We start from the raw sequence: 18,341 nt of genomic DNA, 5'->3' as shown, positions 1-18,341 counted from the left end.
GGCAGGGGCGTAAAGCGGTTTCGCGGGCACGTACGGGGTACTCACGGGCAACGCCGGCGAGGCCCGCGAAATCGCAGCCCCAGAAGGGCCCTTCCCGGCCCGCACCCGCCCCCGCCCCACCCGGCCAGGTCACCCCACCGGCACACCCGCCTCAAGGTTCAACGCCCGCCCCTGCTCCCGCGCCCGCAACGCCCACCGCAGCCGGTTCAGCCGCACCGGCGGCAACATGCCCGCCGCCTCCTCCTCGGTGACGAACCGCCACCCCCGCAGCTCGGCCCCGGGCAGCAGCAGCCGCCGCGCGTCGGCCTCGGCCAGCCGCCCCCCGTCGAAGAGCAGGCGCAGGCCCCCGTACCCGGGCGGCTTGGGCGGCTCCCAGTCGACGACCAGCAGCCGCGGCACGGACGAGAGCTCGATGCCGATCTCCTCGGCGACCTCGCGCATGCCCGCGCGGGCGGGCGCCTCGCCGGGCTCCACCACTCCGCCCGGGAACTCCCAGCCGGCCTTGTACGTGGGGTCCACGAGCAGCACCCGGTCGTACTCGTCGAAGAGCAGCACCCCGGCGGCGAGCGTCTCGGCCCGCGGCTCGGGCGTCTGGACGATCGGGCAGAACGCGGCGCTGCCGTCGCGCACGGCCTCGGCGACGCGCTCGGCCACCTGGCGCGGGGTCAGGCCGGCGGTGTCGACGGCGAGGGCGTCGCCCCCGAGCCAGGACGCCAGCGCCCGGCGGTACGGCACGACGTGATCCCGCGACCACCGCCGGACGGACTCGCTCCGCTCCGCGTCGCCGGGGAACTCCACGCGGTTCTCGATGCGCTCCCGCAGGATCGTTTCATCGACGGTGAGCACCACATGCCGTACCGGTATCCGGCGGGACGCCAGCGCCCCGAAGATCTCGTCCCGGTACTCCTGGCGCAACAGCGTCATCGGCACGACGAGCGCCCCGCCCAGCTCCGCCAGCAGCGCCGCCGCCGTGTCCACGACCATCCGGCGCCAGATGGGCAGGTCCTGATAGTCCCCCACCTCGCCGAGTCTCCTGGGCGGCAGCAGATGGCGCAGCGCCCCGCCCGTCACCTCGGGGTCGTAGAGGGTGCTGCCCGGAAGGAGCTCGGTCAACAGCTTCGCCGTGCTGGTCTTGCCCCCACTGAACGCACCGTTCAGCCAGACGATCACGGTTCCCCCTTCTCCGTAGCCCCCTGTGGCCTGCGGAACACCTGGCGCGGAACACAGCCCCCGGATCGCGGCGCGCGCGGCGGGGGAATACGTGCCGGAACACGTGCCCGCAACACCTTGCCACGGAAACGTGTACGAGCGGCATGGGGCACGGACTGGCCACTCGGCAGGTGACGGAGGCCACAGCGCCCTGTCACCTGCCCGTCACCTACCCGCGCCCGGCCCCCACAGTCCCAGCCGCTCGGCCGCCGCGGCCGCCGCCCCGACCAGCCCCGCGTCGGAGCCCAGCCGCGCGGGCAGCACCTCGACGGCCGAGGTGAAGGACAACGCCGCGTAGTCGCGCAGGCGTTCGCGCAGCGGGGCGAAGAGCACCTCTCCGGCCTGTGCCACGCCGCCGCCTATCACCGCGACCTCGATCTCCACGAGCGCCGCCGTCGCGGCGATGCCCGCGGCCAGCGCCTGCGCGGCGCGCGCGAAGGAGGCGAGCGCGATGGCGTCGCCCGTCCGGGCGGCGGCGGCCACGGCCGCCGCGCTCGCCTCCTCGCCGGGTCCCGGCCGCCAGCCGTCGGCGAGCGCGCGGCGTGTGATGTTCGGTCCGCTGGCGAGGCGTTCCACGCAGCCCCGGCCGCCACAGGGGCAGGGGTCGCCGTCCAGGGCGACGCTGATGTGGCCGATGTGGCCGGCGTTGCCCGTGGGCCCGGGATTCAGCCGGCCGCCGAGGACGAGCCCTCCGCCGACCCCCGTGGAGACCACCATGCACAGGGCGTTGGCCCGCCCCCGGGCCGCGCCCCGCCAGTGCTCGGCCGCGGTCATCGCCACCCCGTCGCCGACCAGCGTCACCGGCAGCCCGCCCACCGCCCGGGCCACCTCGGCGACCAGCGGAAACCCTCTCCAGCCGGGCACGTTGACGGGGCTGACGGTGCCGCGCGAGGCGTCGACGGGGCCCGCGCTGCCGATGCCCACGGCCCGTACCCGCGACCAGTGCGCGCTCCGGCCCAGCTCGGCGAGCACGCCGGCCACCGCGTCCATGACCGTCGCCGCGTCCTCCGTCGCCGGGGTGGGCCGCCGGGCGCGGGCGAGCAGGTGCCCGCCGGCGTCCACGAGCGCCCCGGCGATCTTGGTGCCGCCGAAGTCGAGAGCGGCGACGAGGTCGCCCTGGTCGTTGCGCACGGTGCGATTGTCTCCTGGTCCACGGGCGGTGGGGGTCGGTCCGGGAGGTCAGTCTGGCCCTGCTTGACAACGTTGTCCAGGCTCTATGCTCGAGGTCACCTCCGAGGTGCCCGACGTCGTCCCCGTACGTGCGACGTCACCCGCCGGCACCAGACGGCTCTCTGCGCGAAGGACGGGCGACCATGGCCATCTCCGCCGATTCTCCCCGGGCCGCCGGTTCTCCCGCGCCGGCCGCCGCCGGTGGCACGCACGCCCGCGGCGGGCCGCCGCCCCGCTACGGCACCCGTCCCACCATGAAGGACGTCGCCGCCCGCGCGGGCGTGGGCCTCAAGACCGTCTCCCGCGTGGTCAACGGCGAACCGGGCGTCACCCCCGACACCGAGCGGCGCGTCCAGGAGGCCATCACCGCCCTCGGCTTCCGCCGCAACGACAGCGCCCGCATCCTGCGCAAGGGCCGCACCGCCTCCGTCGGCCTCGTCCTCGAGGACCTCGCCGACCCCTTCTACGCCCCGCTCAACCGTGCCGTCGAGGAGGTGGCCCGCAGCCATGGCGCCTTGCTCATCAACGGCTCCAGCGCCGAGGACCCCGAACGGGAACGGGAGCTGGCCCTCGCCTTCTGCGCCCGCCGCGTCGACGGCCTGATCGTCATCCCGGCGGGCGGCGACCACCGCTACCTGGAGCCCGAGATCGCGGCGGGCGTCGCCACCGTCTTCGTCGACCGCCCCGCCGGGCTCATAGACGCCGACGCGGTGCTCTCGGACAGCTACGGCGGCGCCCGCGAGGGCGTCGCCCACCTCATCGCCCACGGCCACCGCCGCATCGGCTTCATCGGCGACCAGCCGCGCATCCACACCGCCGCCGAGCGACTGCGCGGCTACCGCGCCGCGATGGCGGACGCCGCGCTGCCCGTGGACGAGAGCTGGGTGTCGCTGGGCCCCACCGCCCCCGAGCACGTACGGGCGGAGGTCGAACGCATGCTCGCCGGGCCGCGCCCGGTCACCGCGCTGTTCACGGGCAACAACCGGGTGACCGTCACCGCCCTGCGCGTCATAGCCCGCCTGCCCCGTTCCGTGGCGCTGGTCGGCTTCGACGACCTGGAGCTGGCCGACCTGCTCTCGCCCGGTGTCACCGTGGTCGCCCAGGACGCGGCCCGGCTGGGCCGTACGGCCGCCGAGCTGCTGTTCCGCCGGCTGGAGGGCGCCGGGGAGGCGCCGCGCCGGGTGGAGCTGCCGACCCGCCTCATCGTCCGCGGCTCCGGCGAACTACCGCCCGCCGGCGACTGACCCGGGCCCCCGGCGCCCCGCCAGCGCATCGAGCTCCCCACGCCCCAGCCCCGTCAGCGCGGCGACCTCGTCCGCGTCCACCGCGCCGCAGTCCAGCCCGCGCAGCAGGCTTCCGCTCAGCGCCCGGGCCGTGGCGGGCTCGTCCAGCACCGCGCCGCCCGCGATCCCCTCGGTGTACGCGGCGAGACGGGCCGCGTTCCGCTCGAGGCCCTCGCGGTGGAAGGCGTAGACGGCGGCGTAGCGGGTCGGCAGATGGCCGGGGTGCATGTCCCAGCCCTGGTGGTAACCCCGCGTCAGCGCCCGCCGTACGAGCCGGTGGTGCAGCCGCCACGCCGCGTGGACCTGTGCGGTGTCCCCGACGGGCAGCACATTGGTCGAGCCGTCGGAGAGGCGGACGCCGGTGCCGGCGGCGGCGACCTGCATGACGGCCTTGGCGTGGTCGGCCACCGGGTGGTCCGGCGACTGGTGCGCGGCGCCGATGCCGCAGGAGGCGCTGTAGTCGAAGGTGCCGTAGTGCAGGGAGGTGGCCCTGCCCCCGGCGGCGTCGATCAGCCGGGCGACCGTCGCCCGCCCGTCGGCGCCGAGGATCGCCTGGGTGGTCTCGATCTGGATCTCGAAGCCGATCCGCCCGGCGTCCAGCCCGCGCGCCTTCTCGAACTCCCCCGCCAGATGGGCCATCGCGGCGACCTGCTCGGGGTAGGTCACCTTGGGCAGCGTGAGGACGAGCCCTTCCGGGAGACCGCCCGCGGCCATCAGCCCGGTGAGGAAGATGTCGAGGGTCCGTATCCCCCGCTCGCGCACGGCCGCCTCCATGCACTTCAGGCGGATGCCCATGCAGGGCGCTGCCGTCCCGTCCTCGAACGCCGCCGCGACGAGCTTCGCCGCCCGCGCCGCCGCCGCGTCCTCCTCGGCGTCCGGACGCGGCCCGTACCCGTCCTCGAAGTCGATCCGCAGATCCTCGACCGGCTCGCGCCCGAGCTTGGCCCGTACGCGCTCGTGGACCTGATCCGCGAGCTCGCCGGGCAGTCCGAGAACGCGGGCCAACTCCCCCGCGCCCGGCGCGTGCTCGTCGAGCGCGGCGAGCGCCCGGTCGCCCCAGGACCGTACGGTCGTGGCGTCGAAGACGTCGGCCGGGACGTAGACCGTGTGCACGGGCTGGCGGCTGCCGGGATCGCCCGGGTAGCGGCGCGCGAGCTCGGCGTCCACCCGCGCCAGGGACGCCGCGACGCGCTCGCCGACCGCGCTGGTGAACGTCGTGGCGATGCCCTGTTCCCGCCCCATGCGACACCCCTCCGCACTTCCGCTGCACGGAATCAACTGTCCGTCCGGCGAAGCTATCCGGGCCCGGGCGAAGGGTCAACGGTGCGTACGGCCCGCTCCCGACGGATGGTCAGGCGACCGGTGGCTCGAGCCCCAGGGAGCCGACCAGGTCCAGCATCTCGTCGCGGTAGAGCGCGCCGGGGTCGGTGGCGATGGGCGAGAGATGCCCGTAGAGCTCGAGCGCCAGCAGCCCGTGCATGCGCCCCCAGGCGCGCAGCGCCACCGCGACCGCCGCGGGCGGCAGGCCGGGGTGCTCGGCCCGGATGCGGGCGCCCAGTTCCTCGCCGAAGTCGGGCCACCCGTAGGAGGCCTGGCGGCGGGCGGGGCGGGCGTGCGGCCACGCGTCGGCGATCAGACCGACCAGCCCGGCGCAGGCACGTCCGCGCGCCGTGGCGGCGGGACCGCCTTCCGGCGGCCGGTAGCCGGGGACCGCGTCGCCGTAGACGAGGCGGAAGCCCTGGGGGTTGGCGAGCGCCCAGGTCCGCAGCGCCTCGGCCCACGCCAGCAGGCGGCCTGCCGCGTCGTCGTCCGGCCGGGCGTCGCGGGCCGCCTCCACGGCGTCGACGAGGCCGGTGTACACCTCGCCGATGAGCGTGGTGATGAGGTCGTCGCGGGTGGCGTAGTAGCCGTAGATGGCCCCCGCCGTCATGCCCATCTCCCGCGCGATCGCCCGCAGGGTGATGGCGTCCGGGCCGCCCTCGCCCATCAGCTTCAGCGCGATCGTCCTGATCTCCCGGGCCGTCTCGGCCCGCAGTCGTTCCCGGCGATTCAGCGTCTCGTTCACCACCGTTGACACTTTACGGCACGGAGTTACTATCTGGCGTAGAAAAACTGAACGGCGTGTAGTGAATGCACGCCGTGTACTCGGGAGGGGATTTTCCATGGACATCGGGGTTCTCGGCGCCACCGGGCTCATCGGCCGGGCGGTCGTGGCGGAGGGGCTGCGTCGCGGCCACCGGGTCACCGCCCTCACGCGGGATCCGGCGCGCGTTCCGGCACAGGGGGGCGGCGCGACATGGCGGGTCGCGGACGCGGGCGACGTCGAGGGGGCGGCACGGGCCGTCGCCGGGCTGGACGTCATGGTCGACGCCATCGCCCCGGGGGGCGACATCCCCGACCAGATCGCGCACGCCCACGTCCTGCCGGACACCGCCCGCGCGCTGCTGAAGGCGCTGGAGCTCCATCCCGCCACCCGGTTGTTCGTGATCGGCGGCGGTGGCAGCCTGGAGTCGGCGCCGGGCGTACGCGTCCTGGACGACGAGGAGGGCTTCGCCCGCATCCTGACGGATGTTCTGCACGTTCCCGCCGCCTACCGCGCGGTCGCGCTCGCCCACGCCGAGGTGCTGGACCTGTGCCGGCTGTCGGACCGGAACTGGACGTACCTGAGCCCGTCGGCCGGCCGCATCGAGCCCGGCGAACGCACGGGCCGCTACCGCGTGGGCGGCGACCAGGTACTGCCGCCCGTGGAGGGAGCGGGCGACATCTCCACCCAGGACCTCGCCGTGGCCGTGCTCGACGAGATCGAGACCCCCCGGCACGTCCAACGCCGCTTCACCGCAGGCTACTGACCTGCCGTCAGGCGCGCACTCCGGGACCCCCGTACGCGACCGCGTACGGGGGACGTGGCGGGAATGGCCCCCTTTGTGCCTATGCTCGCGCGGTTCGACGACCGGGCAGCGGGCCCGGTCCCACGGAGAGGAACGCGCGATGCGTCGCAAGTCATGGCTGGCCGCCGGGGCCGGAACAGTGGTGCTGGTGGGCGGGGTGATCGCGGCCGTCGTGCTGAGCGGGGACGACGACGGGGATCCCGCGCCCAGGGCCCGTCAGTACAGCGCCCACAGCGCCTGCCTGCTGACCGACGCACAGGGGGTGACGGGGCGTGAGGCGGCCCCGGTCTGGGCCGGGATGGAGGACGCCTCCCTCGCCACCAAGGCGAAGGTGATGAACCTCCCGGTGTTCGGTCCGGACAACGCGGCGAACGCCGTGCCCTATGTGAACACCCTCGTCCAGCGGCGGTGCGACGTCGTGATCGCGGTGGGTGGAACCCCGGTGGCGGCGACGCGCGACGTCGCCGGACGGACACCGAAGACGCGGTTCGCGGTCGTCGGGGACGGCAGGACCGAGGGCAATGTGACGGTGATTCCGCGGACGGAAGGCACCCGGGCCGCCGCCGCGCGGGTGGTGAAGGAGGCGGTTCAGGGCGAACCGAAGGGGTGACCGATCGACTCGGACCCTGTCTCGAACCCTGTCTCGGACCCTGTGCGGTCGCACGTTTTCGCAGGTCACCTCGGGTATCGTGAAGTAAAGAAATCTTAAGATCATGATCATGACTCTGGTGCGAAACCACCCTTATGAGTGAAAGTCAGCTGTTTTGCAGTTGATCTTCACTGGAGTCGTTTTTCATGCGTCCCCGAGTTCTCCACCGGCCAGGCCGGTGGAGACACAGACATCCGGGTCTGTTCCGTACCGTGGCGATGGCCGTTCTCACGGCCCTCGCCACGATTCTGATTTCCGAACAGGCCGTAGCCATGGGAGCGCGGCTCGAGCCGCTGTCCCGGTCCGGTCTCTCCGGCGTGACCTCCTGGCTCACCGGCCGCAAGGCCCCGCACTGGGGCCGTACGCCGCAGCAGGCGTCCGGCAGTGCCGCCGACCGTGGCCACAACGCCTCGGCGGCCTCGACCCGCGCCGGCCGCGGCGCCGGCACCAAGCCGCAGCACGGCAAGGGCGAGCTGCCGGCCCACGAGCCCTACGCGCGCAAGGTGGCCAAGGGCCCGAGCAAGGGCGGGCTGGGCTTCAACGCCAGGACCAGCAAGCGCGTCGCCTCGAAGTCCACGGCCACTTCCGACTACTACCAGAACGAGGACGGGTCCTACACCCGTAACCTCACGCCGGCACCGGTCAACTACCGGGACGACCGGGGCGACTGGCAGCGCATCGACACCACGGTGCGCAAGGGTTCCGACGGCCGTCTGCACCAGGGCGCGAACTCCATCGCGGTCGACTTCGCCCCCCGCGCCACGGACTCCGCGCTGGCCCGCGTCGCGTCCGACGGCAAGCACGCGCTGGCCTACGGTCTGCAGGGTGCGGCGGCGGTCGAGCCGGAGGTCTCCGGATCCACGGCCCACTACCGCAACGTCCTGCCGGACACCGACCTCGACCTCCACTCGGGCCCCATCGGCCTGAAGGAGGCGCTGGTCCTGCGCTCGGCCAAGGCCGGCAACGAGTGGACGTTCCCCCTTCAGGCCGATGGCCTGCGGCCCGTCCTCACCGAGAACGGCTCCGTCCAGCTGCTGGACGCCAAGGGCAAGGCCTCGGTGGTCATCCCGCCCGCCTACGCCTACGACTCCCACGTGGACCGCGCCTCCGGCGACCACGCCACCACCCACGCGGTCACCTACCGCCTGGTGCAGTCCGGCGGCAAGACGGCGCTGCGCATGACGCTGGACGCCTCCTGGCTGCACGACAAGAAGCGCGTCTTCCCCGTCGTGGTCGACCCGTCGGTCAACAACGAGAGCCCCATCACCACCTTCGCGGAGTCCGGCGAGCCCGGTGACCACTCGATGGAACTGACCATGAAGGTCGGTTCCTACGACTCGGGTCCGCACTCCGCGGTGTCGTACCTCCAGTTCCCCAACCTGGGCCTGGACAACTCCCGGGTCACGGTCTCTTCGGCCCAGCTGAGCCTGTTCGCCATCTGGTCCTCCACCTGCACTCCGCAGCGCTTCGACGTCGCGCCGGTCACCAAGGCATGGACGCCGCAGCAGGTCACCAGCTGGCCCGGTCCGTCCTACGGTTCCTCGATCGGCAACCTGACGCCGAACGTCCCCAACAGCTGCGGCAACACCAAGGGGGACCTGGCCAAGGGCGACCGGCTGACGGTGCCGCTGTCGACGGGCGTCTTCAACAACTGGGCCTCGGCCTCCGGGGCCACGAACGACTACGGCCTGGCCGTCTACGCGTCCACCTCGGACAACCTGCACTGGAAGCAGTTCGGGTCGATGAACAACATCGACGGCTTCCCCATGCTGCAGATCACCTACACCGGGGCCACCCTGCCCCAGATCCACCGGACGACGCCGGCGAACAACGCCCCGGTGAACACCCTGACCCCGCGGCTGACGGCGGTCGGCTCCACCGACCCCAACCTCGGCAGTGCGCCGAAGTTCAACTTCCAGGTCTACGACACCGACGGCAACAAGCTCGCCGACTCGGGCCTGACCACCTCCAGCTCCTACACCGTGCCGGCCGGCAAGCTGAAGTGGGGCAAGCCCTACTACTGGGAAGTGCAGTCCTTCGACGGCACCAACTACTCTGCGGGCCCCAACTGGCAGCAGATGACCACGCAGGTGCCACAGCCGCCGGTGACCGCGAGCCTGTCCCAGAACACGGACGGCAACGGCTACAGCCCGGCCATCGGCAACTACACCACCTCGGCCACCGACGCCAACGTCTCGACCCCCGGTCCGTCCCTGACGGTCACCCGCGACTACAACTCCCGTGACCCCCGGGTCACCGGCGCCTTCGGCGCGGGCTGGTCGAGCATCTTCGACTCCAGGGCAGCCGAGCAGTACGACTCCTCCGGCGCGGTGACCAGCGTCCAGGTGACCTATCCCGACGGATCAGCCGTCGGCTACGGCAAGAACCCGGACGGCTCGTTCTCCCCACCGCAGGGGCGTTTCGCCACCTTCGCGCCCGTCTCCGGCGGCGGCTACACCCTCACCGACAAGAGCGCCACGGTCTACGCCTTCACCCAGTCGCTCGGCTCGGGCGCGTACGGTCTGACGTCCGTCACCGACGCCAACGGCCGTGCCCAGAAGTTCGTCTGGTCCTCCGGCCGCATCACGACCATGTCCTCGGCCGTCTCCGGCCGGTCCCTGAACCTGACCTGGTCCACGCCACCGGGCGCGACCGCCGCGCACGTCGCGACCGTGGTCACCGACCCGGCCACCGCCGGCAAGCCGGAGACCGCGGCCACCTGGACGTACTCCTACACCGGCGACCAGCTGACCCAGGTCTGCTCACCGGTCGACACCACCGGCTGCGCCCGCTACGGCTACAACCCGGGTTCCCAGTACCACAACCAGGTCCTCGACCAGGGCCCCACGTCGTACTGGCCGCTCGCCGAGACCTCCGGTACCACGGCCGCCAGCGCCGTCCTCTCCCAGGCCGGCGGTGACAACGCCACCTACAGCAACGTCACCCTCGGAGCGCCCGGACCGCTGGCCGGGAGCGGCATGACCGCGGCCGAGTTCAACGGCACGTCCTCGTCCGTCAAGCTGCCGAACCTGGGGCTGTACGCCTCGTCGTCCCAGTCCGTCTCGCTGTGGTTCAAGACCACGTCGAACACGGCCGGAGTGCTCTTCTCCTCCTCCGACAAGCCGGTGAAGGACACCCTTACGGTGGGGAACTTCATGCCGATGCTCTACGTCGGCGGCTCCGGCAAGCTCAACGGTCTGTTCTGGTACGACACGCAGACCAAGCCCATCACCACCTCGGCGTCGGTCACCGACGGCAAGTGGCACCACGTCGTCCTCGCCGGTTCCTGGACCGCGCAGACCATGTGGCTGGACGGCAACAAGGTCGGCACGGCACCCGGCTACCAGTCCATCGGCGACAGCGGCAACGCCCAGCCCTGGCTGTCCCGCAACGTCTACCTGGGCACCGGCTACCTCGGCTGGACCTGGCCCGACCAGCCGCACCCCAACTCGACGACGTTCTACGGCAGCTACTTCAAGGGCTCCCTGTCCAACGTCTCCTTCTACGGGAAGCCGCTGGGCCAGCCCGAGGTCACCGACCTGTACCGCGCCGCCACCAAGCAGGCCGGACTGCTGAGCTCGGTCGTGCGTCCCTCGGGCAAGACCTTCGCCTCGGTCTCCTACGACCCCGTCACCGCGGACGTCACACGGCTGACCGATTCCAACGGCGGCACCTGGGCCATGGGCGCGCCCACGGTGCAGGGCTCCAGCGAGGTCTACCGCTCCTCCGTCCTCGGTTCCGCCCCGGCCGCCTACTACCGGCTCGGCGACTCGGCCGGTGCCGGACAGGCGACCAATGAGGTGAACTCCGGCACCGCGACCTACGCGAATGTCACGCTCGGCTCCGAGGGCCCCTTCACCGACTCCACCGGCGCGGCCTTCAACGGGTCGTCCTCGTTCGTCCGGCTGCCCGAGAGCCAGCAGGTGCAGGCCGGACCGAACTCGGTGGAGTTGTGGTTCAGGTCCCCGCAGGGCAACACCGCGGGCGGCGTCCTGTTCAGCCAGTCGAGCGCTGCCGTCAACGGCCCGAACCCGACCGCCGGCGACTGGACGCCGGCGCTCTACGTCGGTACCGACGGCAAGCTGCACGGCAAGTTCTGGGACACCAACGGCGTCTCCGGTGGCATGACCTCGTCCGCGCAGGTCAACGACGGCAAGTGGCACCACACCCTGCTGACCGGATCCGGCAAGGGGCAGCACCTGTACCTCGACGGCGTCCAGGTCGGCTCCACCACGGCCGCGCTCAAGGGCTCGGCCGCCGGGTACAACTACATCGGTGCCGGTGAGTCCAACGGCTGGCCCGCCCGTCCCACCAACGCCCTCGGCTACTTCCCCGGCTCGATCGCGGAAGCCGCCTTCTACCGGACCGAGCTCAGCGGCGGCGACGCCGCCGCCCACTGGTCCGCCGGGCGCAACGCGAGCGGGCTGTCCCCGCTGAAGGTCGTCAAGGTCACCGACCCCGGGACGAAGACGGTCACGTATCAGTACGACCTGTGGAACGGCAACCGCACCGTCGCACAGATCGACGGCCGTGGCTCCAAGACCACCTACGGCTACGACACCGCCGGCTTCCAGCACACGGTCACCGACCCCAACGGCAACGTCGTCACCACAGGCCATGACGTGCGCGGCAACGAGGTCGCCCGGACCACGTGCCAGAACCAGGCGGCGCAGGCCTGTTCGACGACGTACATGACGTACCTGCCGGACGACACCAGCGCTCAGCTGACGCCGAACCCGCAGAACGACCTGCCGGCCACCGTGCGCGACGGCCGCTCGTCCTCCGCGACGGACGACACGTATCTGACGTCGTTCTCCTATGACGCGGCGGGCAACAAGACCGGTGTGACGACCCCGGCCGTGCCGGGCTCGCCCAAGGGCCGGAGCACCACCGTCGCCTACACCGACGGCACGTCGATCGCGGCGGCCGACGGCGGCTACGCGCCCAAGGGCCTGCCGTACAGGACGGTCTCGCCGGGCGGTGCCACCACGACGATCAGCTATTTCAAGAACGGCGACGTCGCCTCCACGACCGACCCCAACGGGATGGTCACCAGCTTCGGCTACGACAACCTCGGCCGGCCGGTCACCAAGAAGGTCGTCTCCGACACCTTCCCCGACGGCCTGGTCACGCAGTACAAGTACGACGCCGAGTCGCAGGTCGTGGAGCAGACCGATCCGTCGGTGACCAACCGCGTCACCGGTGCCGTCCACCAGGCGAGGACCAGCACGGTCTACGACGCGGACGGACTGGTCACCTCGCAGACCGTCGCCGACCTCTCCGGCGGCGACGCGCCGCGCACCGTCTCCTCCACGTACAACCAGTACAACCAGCTGGAGACGAACACCGACGCGACGAAGGCGACCACGTCCTTCACCTACGACGCGTACGGCAACAAGGCCACCGAGCGCGACGCGCTGGGCACCACCCTCGCCTACGCCTACGACGCGAACGGGCACCTGCTCACCCAGACCCTCAAGGGCTACACGGGTGACCCGGCCAACCCCTCGCCGGCGAAGGACCTCGTCCAGTCCTCCCGCGCCTACGACCCGGCAGGGCGGCTGCAGTCCATCACCGACGCGATGGGCAACACCACCGCGTACACCTACACCGACAACGACCTCACCGCGACGATCGCCAAGTCCGACGCGGCGGGGAAGAACACCTTCGTCCAGCAGGCCAACACCTACGACGCGGCCGGCAACCTGATCCAGCAGGCGACCAACAACAACGCCACGGTGACCAAATCCACCGTCGACGCCGCCGACCGCGTGACCGCCACCACGGTCGACCCGACCGGTGTCAACCGCACGACCACGGTGTCGTACACGCCCGACGACCGGGTCGCCACCAGCACCCTCAGCGACGGCGGCGACACCGTCCACACCACCAATTCCACCTACGACGCGATGGGCAACCTGACCGGTCGCTCCATACGGCAGGACGGCGTCGGCCGCCCGACCGGATGGTGGCAGCTGAACCAGACGTCCGGCTCCACCGTCACCGACGCCTCCGGCACCGGCAACACCGCCGTCGCCACGAACGTCACCTGGAACGACGGAGCGGCCTCGCTCAACGGCACCACCAGCGTGATCGGCACCAACGGTCCCGCGCTCAACACCGCGTCGTCGTACTCCATATCCGCCTGGGTCAAGCTGAACAGCCAGACCTCCAACGACCAGACCTTCGTCGGTCAGGGCGGCGCCAACCACCAGTCCCTCTACCTCGGCTACAGCGCCGCCACCAAGGCCTGGGCCTTCGCGACCAGCACCAACGACGGCCCCACCGCCGCCTACCCGGCCGCGTTCGCGCCGGCGGGCAGCGCCACCGCCGGAGCCTGGACGCACCTCGCCGCGACGTTCGACTCGGACACCGGCGCGATGAAGCTCTACGTCAACGGCCGGCAGGCCGGCACGGCGACCAACTCCAGCCCCTGGAACGCCCCCGGCCAGACGACCTTCGGCGCCCTCCACACCATCGGCGGCAGCCTGTACAACCAGGTCAACGGCGCGATCGACAACGTCCAGGCCTACCCCCGCGCCCTGTCCGGCGACGATGTCACCCGTCTGTACGGCGCCGACCGATCCGGCGGCACCACGGCGTCCAGCGACCAGGCGACGACGAGCTGGAAGCTGGACAAACGGGGTCTGCCGGTGAGCATGACCGACCCCGACGGCAACGTCACCAGCTACGCCCATGACGAGGCCGGTCACCAGACCGTCACCGTCGCTCCGGCGGTCAACGCGGAGATCAACGGCGGGGCGCCGGCCCTGGTGCACCCGACCACCACGGCCGGCTACGACACCTTCGGCGACCAGACGGAGACGCAGGACCCCAACGGCAACACCGTCACCACGTCGTACGACGCCGAGGGCCGCAAGTCCGCCCAGACGCTGCCCGGCTACACGCCGCCCGGCGCCGTGACACCCATCACCGGTGCCACGACCAACTGGACGTACGACGCGCTCGGCAACGTCACGCTGATCACGGACCCGCTGAAGCACACCACCGGCTACGTCTACGACCAGCTCGGCGACGTCACACAGGTCACCGACGCCAACAAGGGCGTCACCCGTACCGTGTACGACGCCAATGGCGAGGCGCTGTCGGTGACGTCACCGTCGGGCGCGCAGACGCAGGCGACGTACGACTTCATGGGCCGCAAGCTCACCACGACGGCCCTGGAGCGCTTCCCCAGCACGACCACGTCGACCACGACCCACTCCTACGCGGCTTCCGCGAGCAACCCGGGCGGCGCCTTCCTGGCCTCCACCACCTCGCCGAACGGTGTGAGCACCAGCTACGGCTACAACCGTGTCGGTGAGATCACGCAGGTCACCGACGCCGCGGGCAACACCACCCAGAACACCTACGACCTGAAGGGCCAGAAGACGGCCGTCGGCCTGCCCGACGGCACGTGGAACACCGTCACCTACGACCAGCTGGGCAACCCGGTCCGGACGCAGTCGCTGGACACCGACAAGAAGACGGTGCTCTCGACGCGGTCGGCGACCTACAGCGCCGCCGGTGAGCTGCTGTCCTCCACGGACGCCAACCAGCACACCAGCACCTTCACGCGCGACGCGCTCGGCCAGGTCACCGGCCAGGTCCAGCCGGTCGACGCGACGCACTCCATCACGACCGGCTTCGGCTACGACCCGGCCGGCCACCGCACCCGTTTCACCAACGGCCGCGGCAACGCCCGCTACTACACGTTCAACTCCTGGAACCTGCCCGAGTCGGTCGTCGAGCCGTCGGTGTCGACGTCCACCTACAGCTACACCAGCGCCGCCGACTCGACGTTCACCACGTCCTACGACGCGGCCGGCCGGCCGGTGACGCAGACCGCGCCCGGCGGGGTGAAGGTCACCTCCGAGTACGACGCCCTGGGCAACCTGACGACGCAGTCCGGCAGCGGTGCCGAGATCGGCACGGCCACCCGTAGCTTCGGCTACGACGCCGAGGGCCGTATGACCTCCGCCGCGACCAGCGCCATCACCGGGAGCGCCGCCGTCCCGGCGACGTCCAACACCTTCACGTACAACGACCGGGACCAGCTGCTGACCACTGCCGGAACGTCCGGCTCCAGCTCCTTCGCCTACGACGGCGACGGCCTGGTCACGGCCCGCACCGACGCCGCCGGCACCACCGGATACGGCTACGACAACGCCGGCCGCCTGTCCACCCTGACCGACCCGGTCACCGGAAGCCGGCTCACCTACACCTACGACGCCCTCTCCAAGCCGTCCCGCGTCCAGTACGCGCAGGGCGACAAGGACGGCAACGTCCGCAGGTTCGGCTACGACAAGCTGCACCGGCTGACCGACGACACCCTCAAGACCGCCGCGGGCAACACCGTCGCCTCCATCGGCTACGGCTACGACACCAACGGCAACATCACCAGCAAGACCGCCAACGGCCTGGCCGGCCCGTCCAACAACACCTACACCTACGACTGGGCCGACCGCCTCACCTCCTGGAACAACGGCACCACCACGACCGCGTACGGCTACGACGACGCGGGCAACCGCGTCCGGGTCGGCTCCAACGTGTACACGTACGATGCCCGCGACCAGCTGACCGGCGACGGAGTCAACACCTACCGGTACAGCGCCCGGGGCACCATGACCCAGCAGGCGACGGCCACCGGCACGCCGACCGCCTTCGCCTCCGACGCCTTCGACCAGCAGCTCACCCAGGGCACCCAGACGTACGTCACCGACGCCCTCGGCCGGGTCGTCACCGCCACCGGCGCGAACGCGGCCAAGGTCTCCTTCGCCTACACCGGTACCGGCAACACCGTGGCCTCGGACGGCGGCAACACCTACACCTGGACCCCCGACGGCGGCCTGATCGGCATCGGCACGCCCGGTGCGTCCGCCGCCGGCGTCCTCGCCCTGACCGACCAGCACGACGACGTGATCGGCAACTTCACGGCGACGGGCACGGAACTGAGCGGCTCGGTCGGCTACGACCCGCTGGGCAACCCCACGGGCACCACCGGCGCCCCGCTGGGCCGGCTCGGCTACCAGTCGGGCTGGACGGACAACGCCTCGGGCAAGGTCAACATGGCCGCCCGCTGGTACAACCCGTCCACCGGCCAGTTCATGAACCGCGACACGATGGCCTTCGACCCGGTCCCGAACTCGGTCACCGCCAACCCGTTCGCGTACGTCGACGACAACCCCCTCAAGGGCACCGACCCGTCGGGCCACGGCTGGTGGGGCAACCTCAAGAAGAAGGCGTCCAGCGCCTGGCACAGCACGACGTCCGCCGTCTCGAGCGGCTGGAACAGCTTCTCGTCCTGGACGAGCAGCGTCACCAACACCGTGTCCTCCTGGGCGACCAGCGCCTACGAGCACGCCTCCAGCTGGGTCTCCAGCACGTACCACCGTGCCTCGTCATACGTGAAGCACACCTACCACGCGGCGTCGCGCTACGTGCACCGACAGGTGTCCCGGGTGAGCCGGGCGGTCCACGACGGCTACCGCTACGTCAGACGCACCGCCAGTCACGCCTATCACGTGACCAAACATGTGGTGAGCCACGCGTATCACCACACCGTCCAAGCGGTGAAGACCGCCTACCACGCGACCGCCAAGGCAGTTAATACCGCCGCGGTCTTCGTCAAGAACCACGCCGCGGCCATCGCCTCGTTCGCCGCTTCGGCTGTCGTCTTCGCCGGCTGCGAGGCAGCGCTTGCCCCCACGGGCATCGGCCCCATCGTGGGCGCGGCGGGTTGCGGCGCACTGGCCGGCGCGGTCGGCGGAGCCATCAGCCAGGGCGCGAAGTGCATGTCCGGCCAGGCCGGTGGCTGCTCGGTGAGCGCCTTCGCGGGCGCGGTCGGCATGGGCGCCGCGGGCGGCGCGATCGGCGGCGCGCTGGGCGGCGCGCTCGGCGGCAAGCTCGCGGAGTCGGCACTCGGCAGCATCCTGCCGAAGGTCGTCACCAGCACGCTCGAAGGCGCCGTCGTAGGCGGCGCGTCGGGCGGAGCCGTCGGTGCCACGGAATACGGCATCAGCTGCTCCCACAGCGGGGCGGGCTGCTCCTGGTCCGGTGCGGGCAGGGCGGCGGCCAGCGGCGCGGCGGAAGGTGCGGTGGGCGGTGCGATAGGCGGTGCCTTGGCAGCCGGAGTGAAGCGCCGGTCCACCAGTTGCGGCACTGCCCACAGCTTCACGGGCGAGACCCGTGTGGCCATGGCCGACGGCTCGTCCAAGCGGATCGACGAGATCAAGGCAGGCGACCAGGTCAAGAACGCGGTACCGGGCAAGCCGGGGACCACGGAGACCCACAAGGTCGACAAGGTCATCGTCACGCGCACCGACCGCGACTTCGTGGACGTCACGGTCGCCCCGACCACCAAGACCGCTGGCCTGGGTGCCCGAGTCCTGAAGAAGGCCGCGACCGCCGCCGCCACGGTGGCCACTGCGGCAGCGGCCCTGACCCCGACCGCGGCCACAGCGTCGACGGCTTCCCCGTCGACCATCACCACCACCTACCACCACCCCTTCTACGACCAGACCCAGTCCTCCTTCGTCGAGGCCAAGGACCTCCACGAGGGCGACCTGCTGGAGACCGAAGACGGCAACGTCGAGGTCAAGGCGGTCCGGCTGTACCACGCGGACGCGGTCACGTACGACCTCACGGTCGACGGCCTGCACACGTACTATGTGCTGGCCGGGGCTACGCCAGTACTAGTTCACAACTGCAATGTCGGTGGTATCGCTGACGGGCTTCCGGCGCGCGCGAGCGGTGACCCCACGGTCGGGCAGGTTGTGAATATCGGCGGCTCGGGCGCATCCAAAGTTGGAGCTCCGTTCAAGAGTGGCCACTCTTCCTCCTCGGACGACATCAACCAGTTCCTCATGGATTCACCGGACATAGCGAATCCGGCGAGTGGACCCCACGCGTCAATCACGCACGTGGAGACGAAGCTTGCTTGGCGTATGCGGCAGGCTGGCGTAACGTCACTAGATGTCGTGATCAACCATTCTGGCGGACCGTGCGCAGGAAAATTCTCGTGCTCATCAGCAGTCCCGGCGATCCTTCCCCAAGGTTCGAACATGACAGTCTGGTTCAGAGACGCAGAAGGTAGCATGCAGGGCGCTATGCTCCATGGCCGGGCGCGGGTTGGATGATCAG

General features: G+C 71.3%; 8 protein-coding genes. 4 read left to right on the top strand and 4 right to left on the bottom strand.

The window, feature by feature from the left end; all coding sequences use genetic code 11:
• Window positions 1-129: 129 nt before the first annotated feature.
• The gene (locus tag AB4K12_RS00445) at window positions 130-1,170 is read right to left on the bottom strand and encodes an NUDIX domain-containing protein (protein WP_368432200.1); all 1,041 of its coding nucleotides are present in this window, start codon (window positions 1,168-1,170) and stop codon (window positions 130-132) included.
• A 204-nt stretch (window positions 1,171-1,374) separates the two neighbouring features.
• Window positions 1,375-2,340 carry an ROK family protein gene (locus AB4K12_RS00440; RefSeq protein ID WP_368432199.1) on the bottom strand — a complete coding sequence of 322 codons (966 nt, stop codon included), beginning with the start codon at window positions 2,338-2,340 and terminating at the stop codon, window positions 1,375-1,377.
• A gap of 293 nt (window positions 2,341-2,633) precedes the next feature.
• On the opposite strand from AB4K12_RS00440, the gene AB4K12_RS00435 reads away from it, so the two are divergent.
• Window positions 2,634-3,623 (top strand): LacI family DNA-binding transcriptional regulator, encoded by a 990-nt coding sequence (locus tag AB4K12_RS00435; protein ID WP_368433112.1) that lies wholly within the window; start codon window positions 2,634-2,636, stop codon window positions 3,621-3,623.
• Here AB4K12_RS00435 and AB4K12_RS00430 read toward each other — a convergent pair.
• Both AB4K12_RS00430 and AB4K12_RS00425 read right to left on the bottom strand, forming a co-directional pair.
• On the bottom strand, window positions 3,603-4,904 hold the full coding sequence (locus tag AB4K12_RS00430; protein WP_368432198.1) for an aldolase: 1,302 nt from the start codon (window positions 4,902-4,904) through the stop codon (window positions 3,603-3,605). The two genes, AB4K12_RS00435 and AB4K12_RS00430, sit on opposite strands and share 21 nt — an antisense overlap.
• A gap of 109 nt (window positions 4,905-5,013) precedes the next feature.
• Window positions 5,014-5,730 (bottom strand): TetR/AcrR family transcriptional regulator, encoded by a 717-nt coding sequence (locus AB4K12_RS00425; protein WP_368432197.1) that lies wholly within the window; start codon window positions 5,728-5,730, stop codon window positions 5,014-5,016.
• Between the two features lie 94 nt (window positions 5,731-5,824).
• Here AB4K12_RS00425 and AB4K12_RS00420 point away from each other — a divergent pair, with 94 nt between their 5' ends.
• From AB4K12_RS00420 to AB4K12_RS00410, 3 genes are all read left to right on the top strand, one after another.
• Window positions 5,825-6,511 (top strand): NAD(P)-dependent oxidoreductase, encoded by a 687-nt coding sequence (locus AB4K12_RS00420; RefSeq protein ID WP_368432196.1) that lies wholly within the window; start codon window positions 5,825-5,827, stop codon window positions 6,509-6,511.
• A gap of 139 nt (window positions 6,512-6,650) precedes the next feature.
• A complete protein-coding gene (locus AB4K12_RS00415) occupies window positions 6,651-7,160 on the top strand; it encodes a BMP family ABC transporter substrate-binding protein (protein WP_368432195.1) in 510 nt (169 codons plus the stop codon).
• A 257-nt stretch (window positions 7,161-7,417) separates the two neighbouring features.
• Window positions 7,418-18,337 carry a LamG-like jellyroll fold domain-containing protein gene (locus tag AB4K12_RS00410; protein ID WP_368432194.1) on the top strand — a complete coding sequence of 3,640 codons (10,920 nt, stop codon included), beginning with the start codon at window positions 7,418-7,420 and terminating at the stop codon, window positions 18,335-18,337.
• Window positions 18,338-18,341: the final 4 nt, after the last annotated feature.

Source organism: Streptomyces sp. C36 (assembly GCF_040932295.1).
GTDB lineage: Bacteria > Actinomycetota > Actinomycetes > Streptomycetales > Streptomycetaceae > Streptomyces > Streptomyces triculaminicus.
This window is presented reverse-complemented; position numbering and strand designations above follow the sequence as displayed.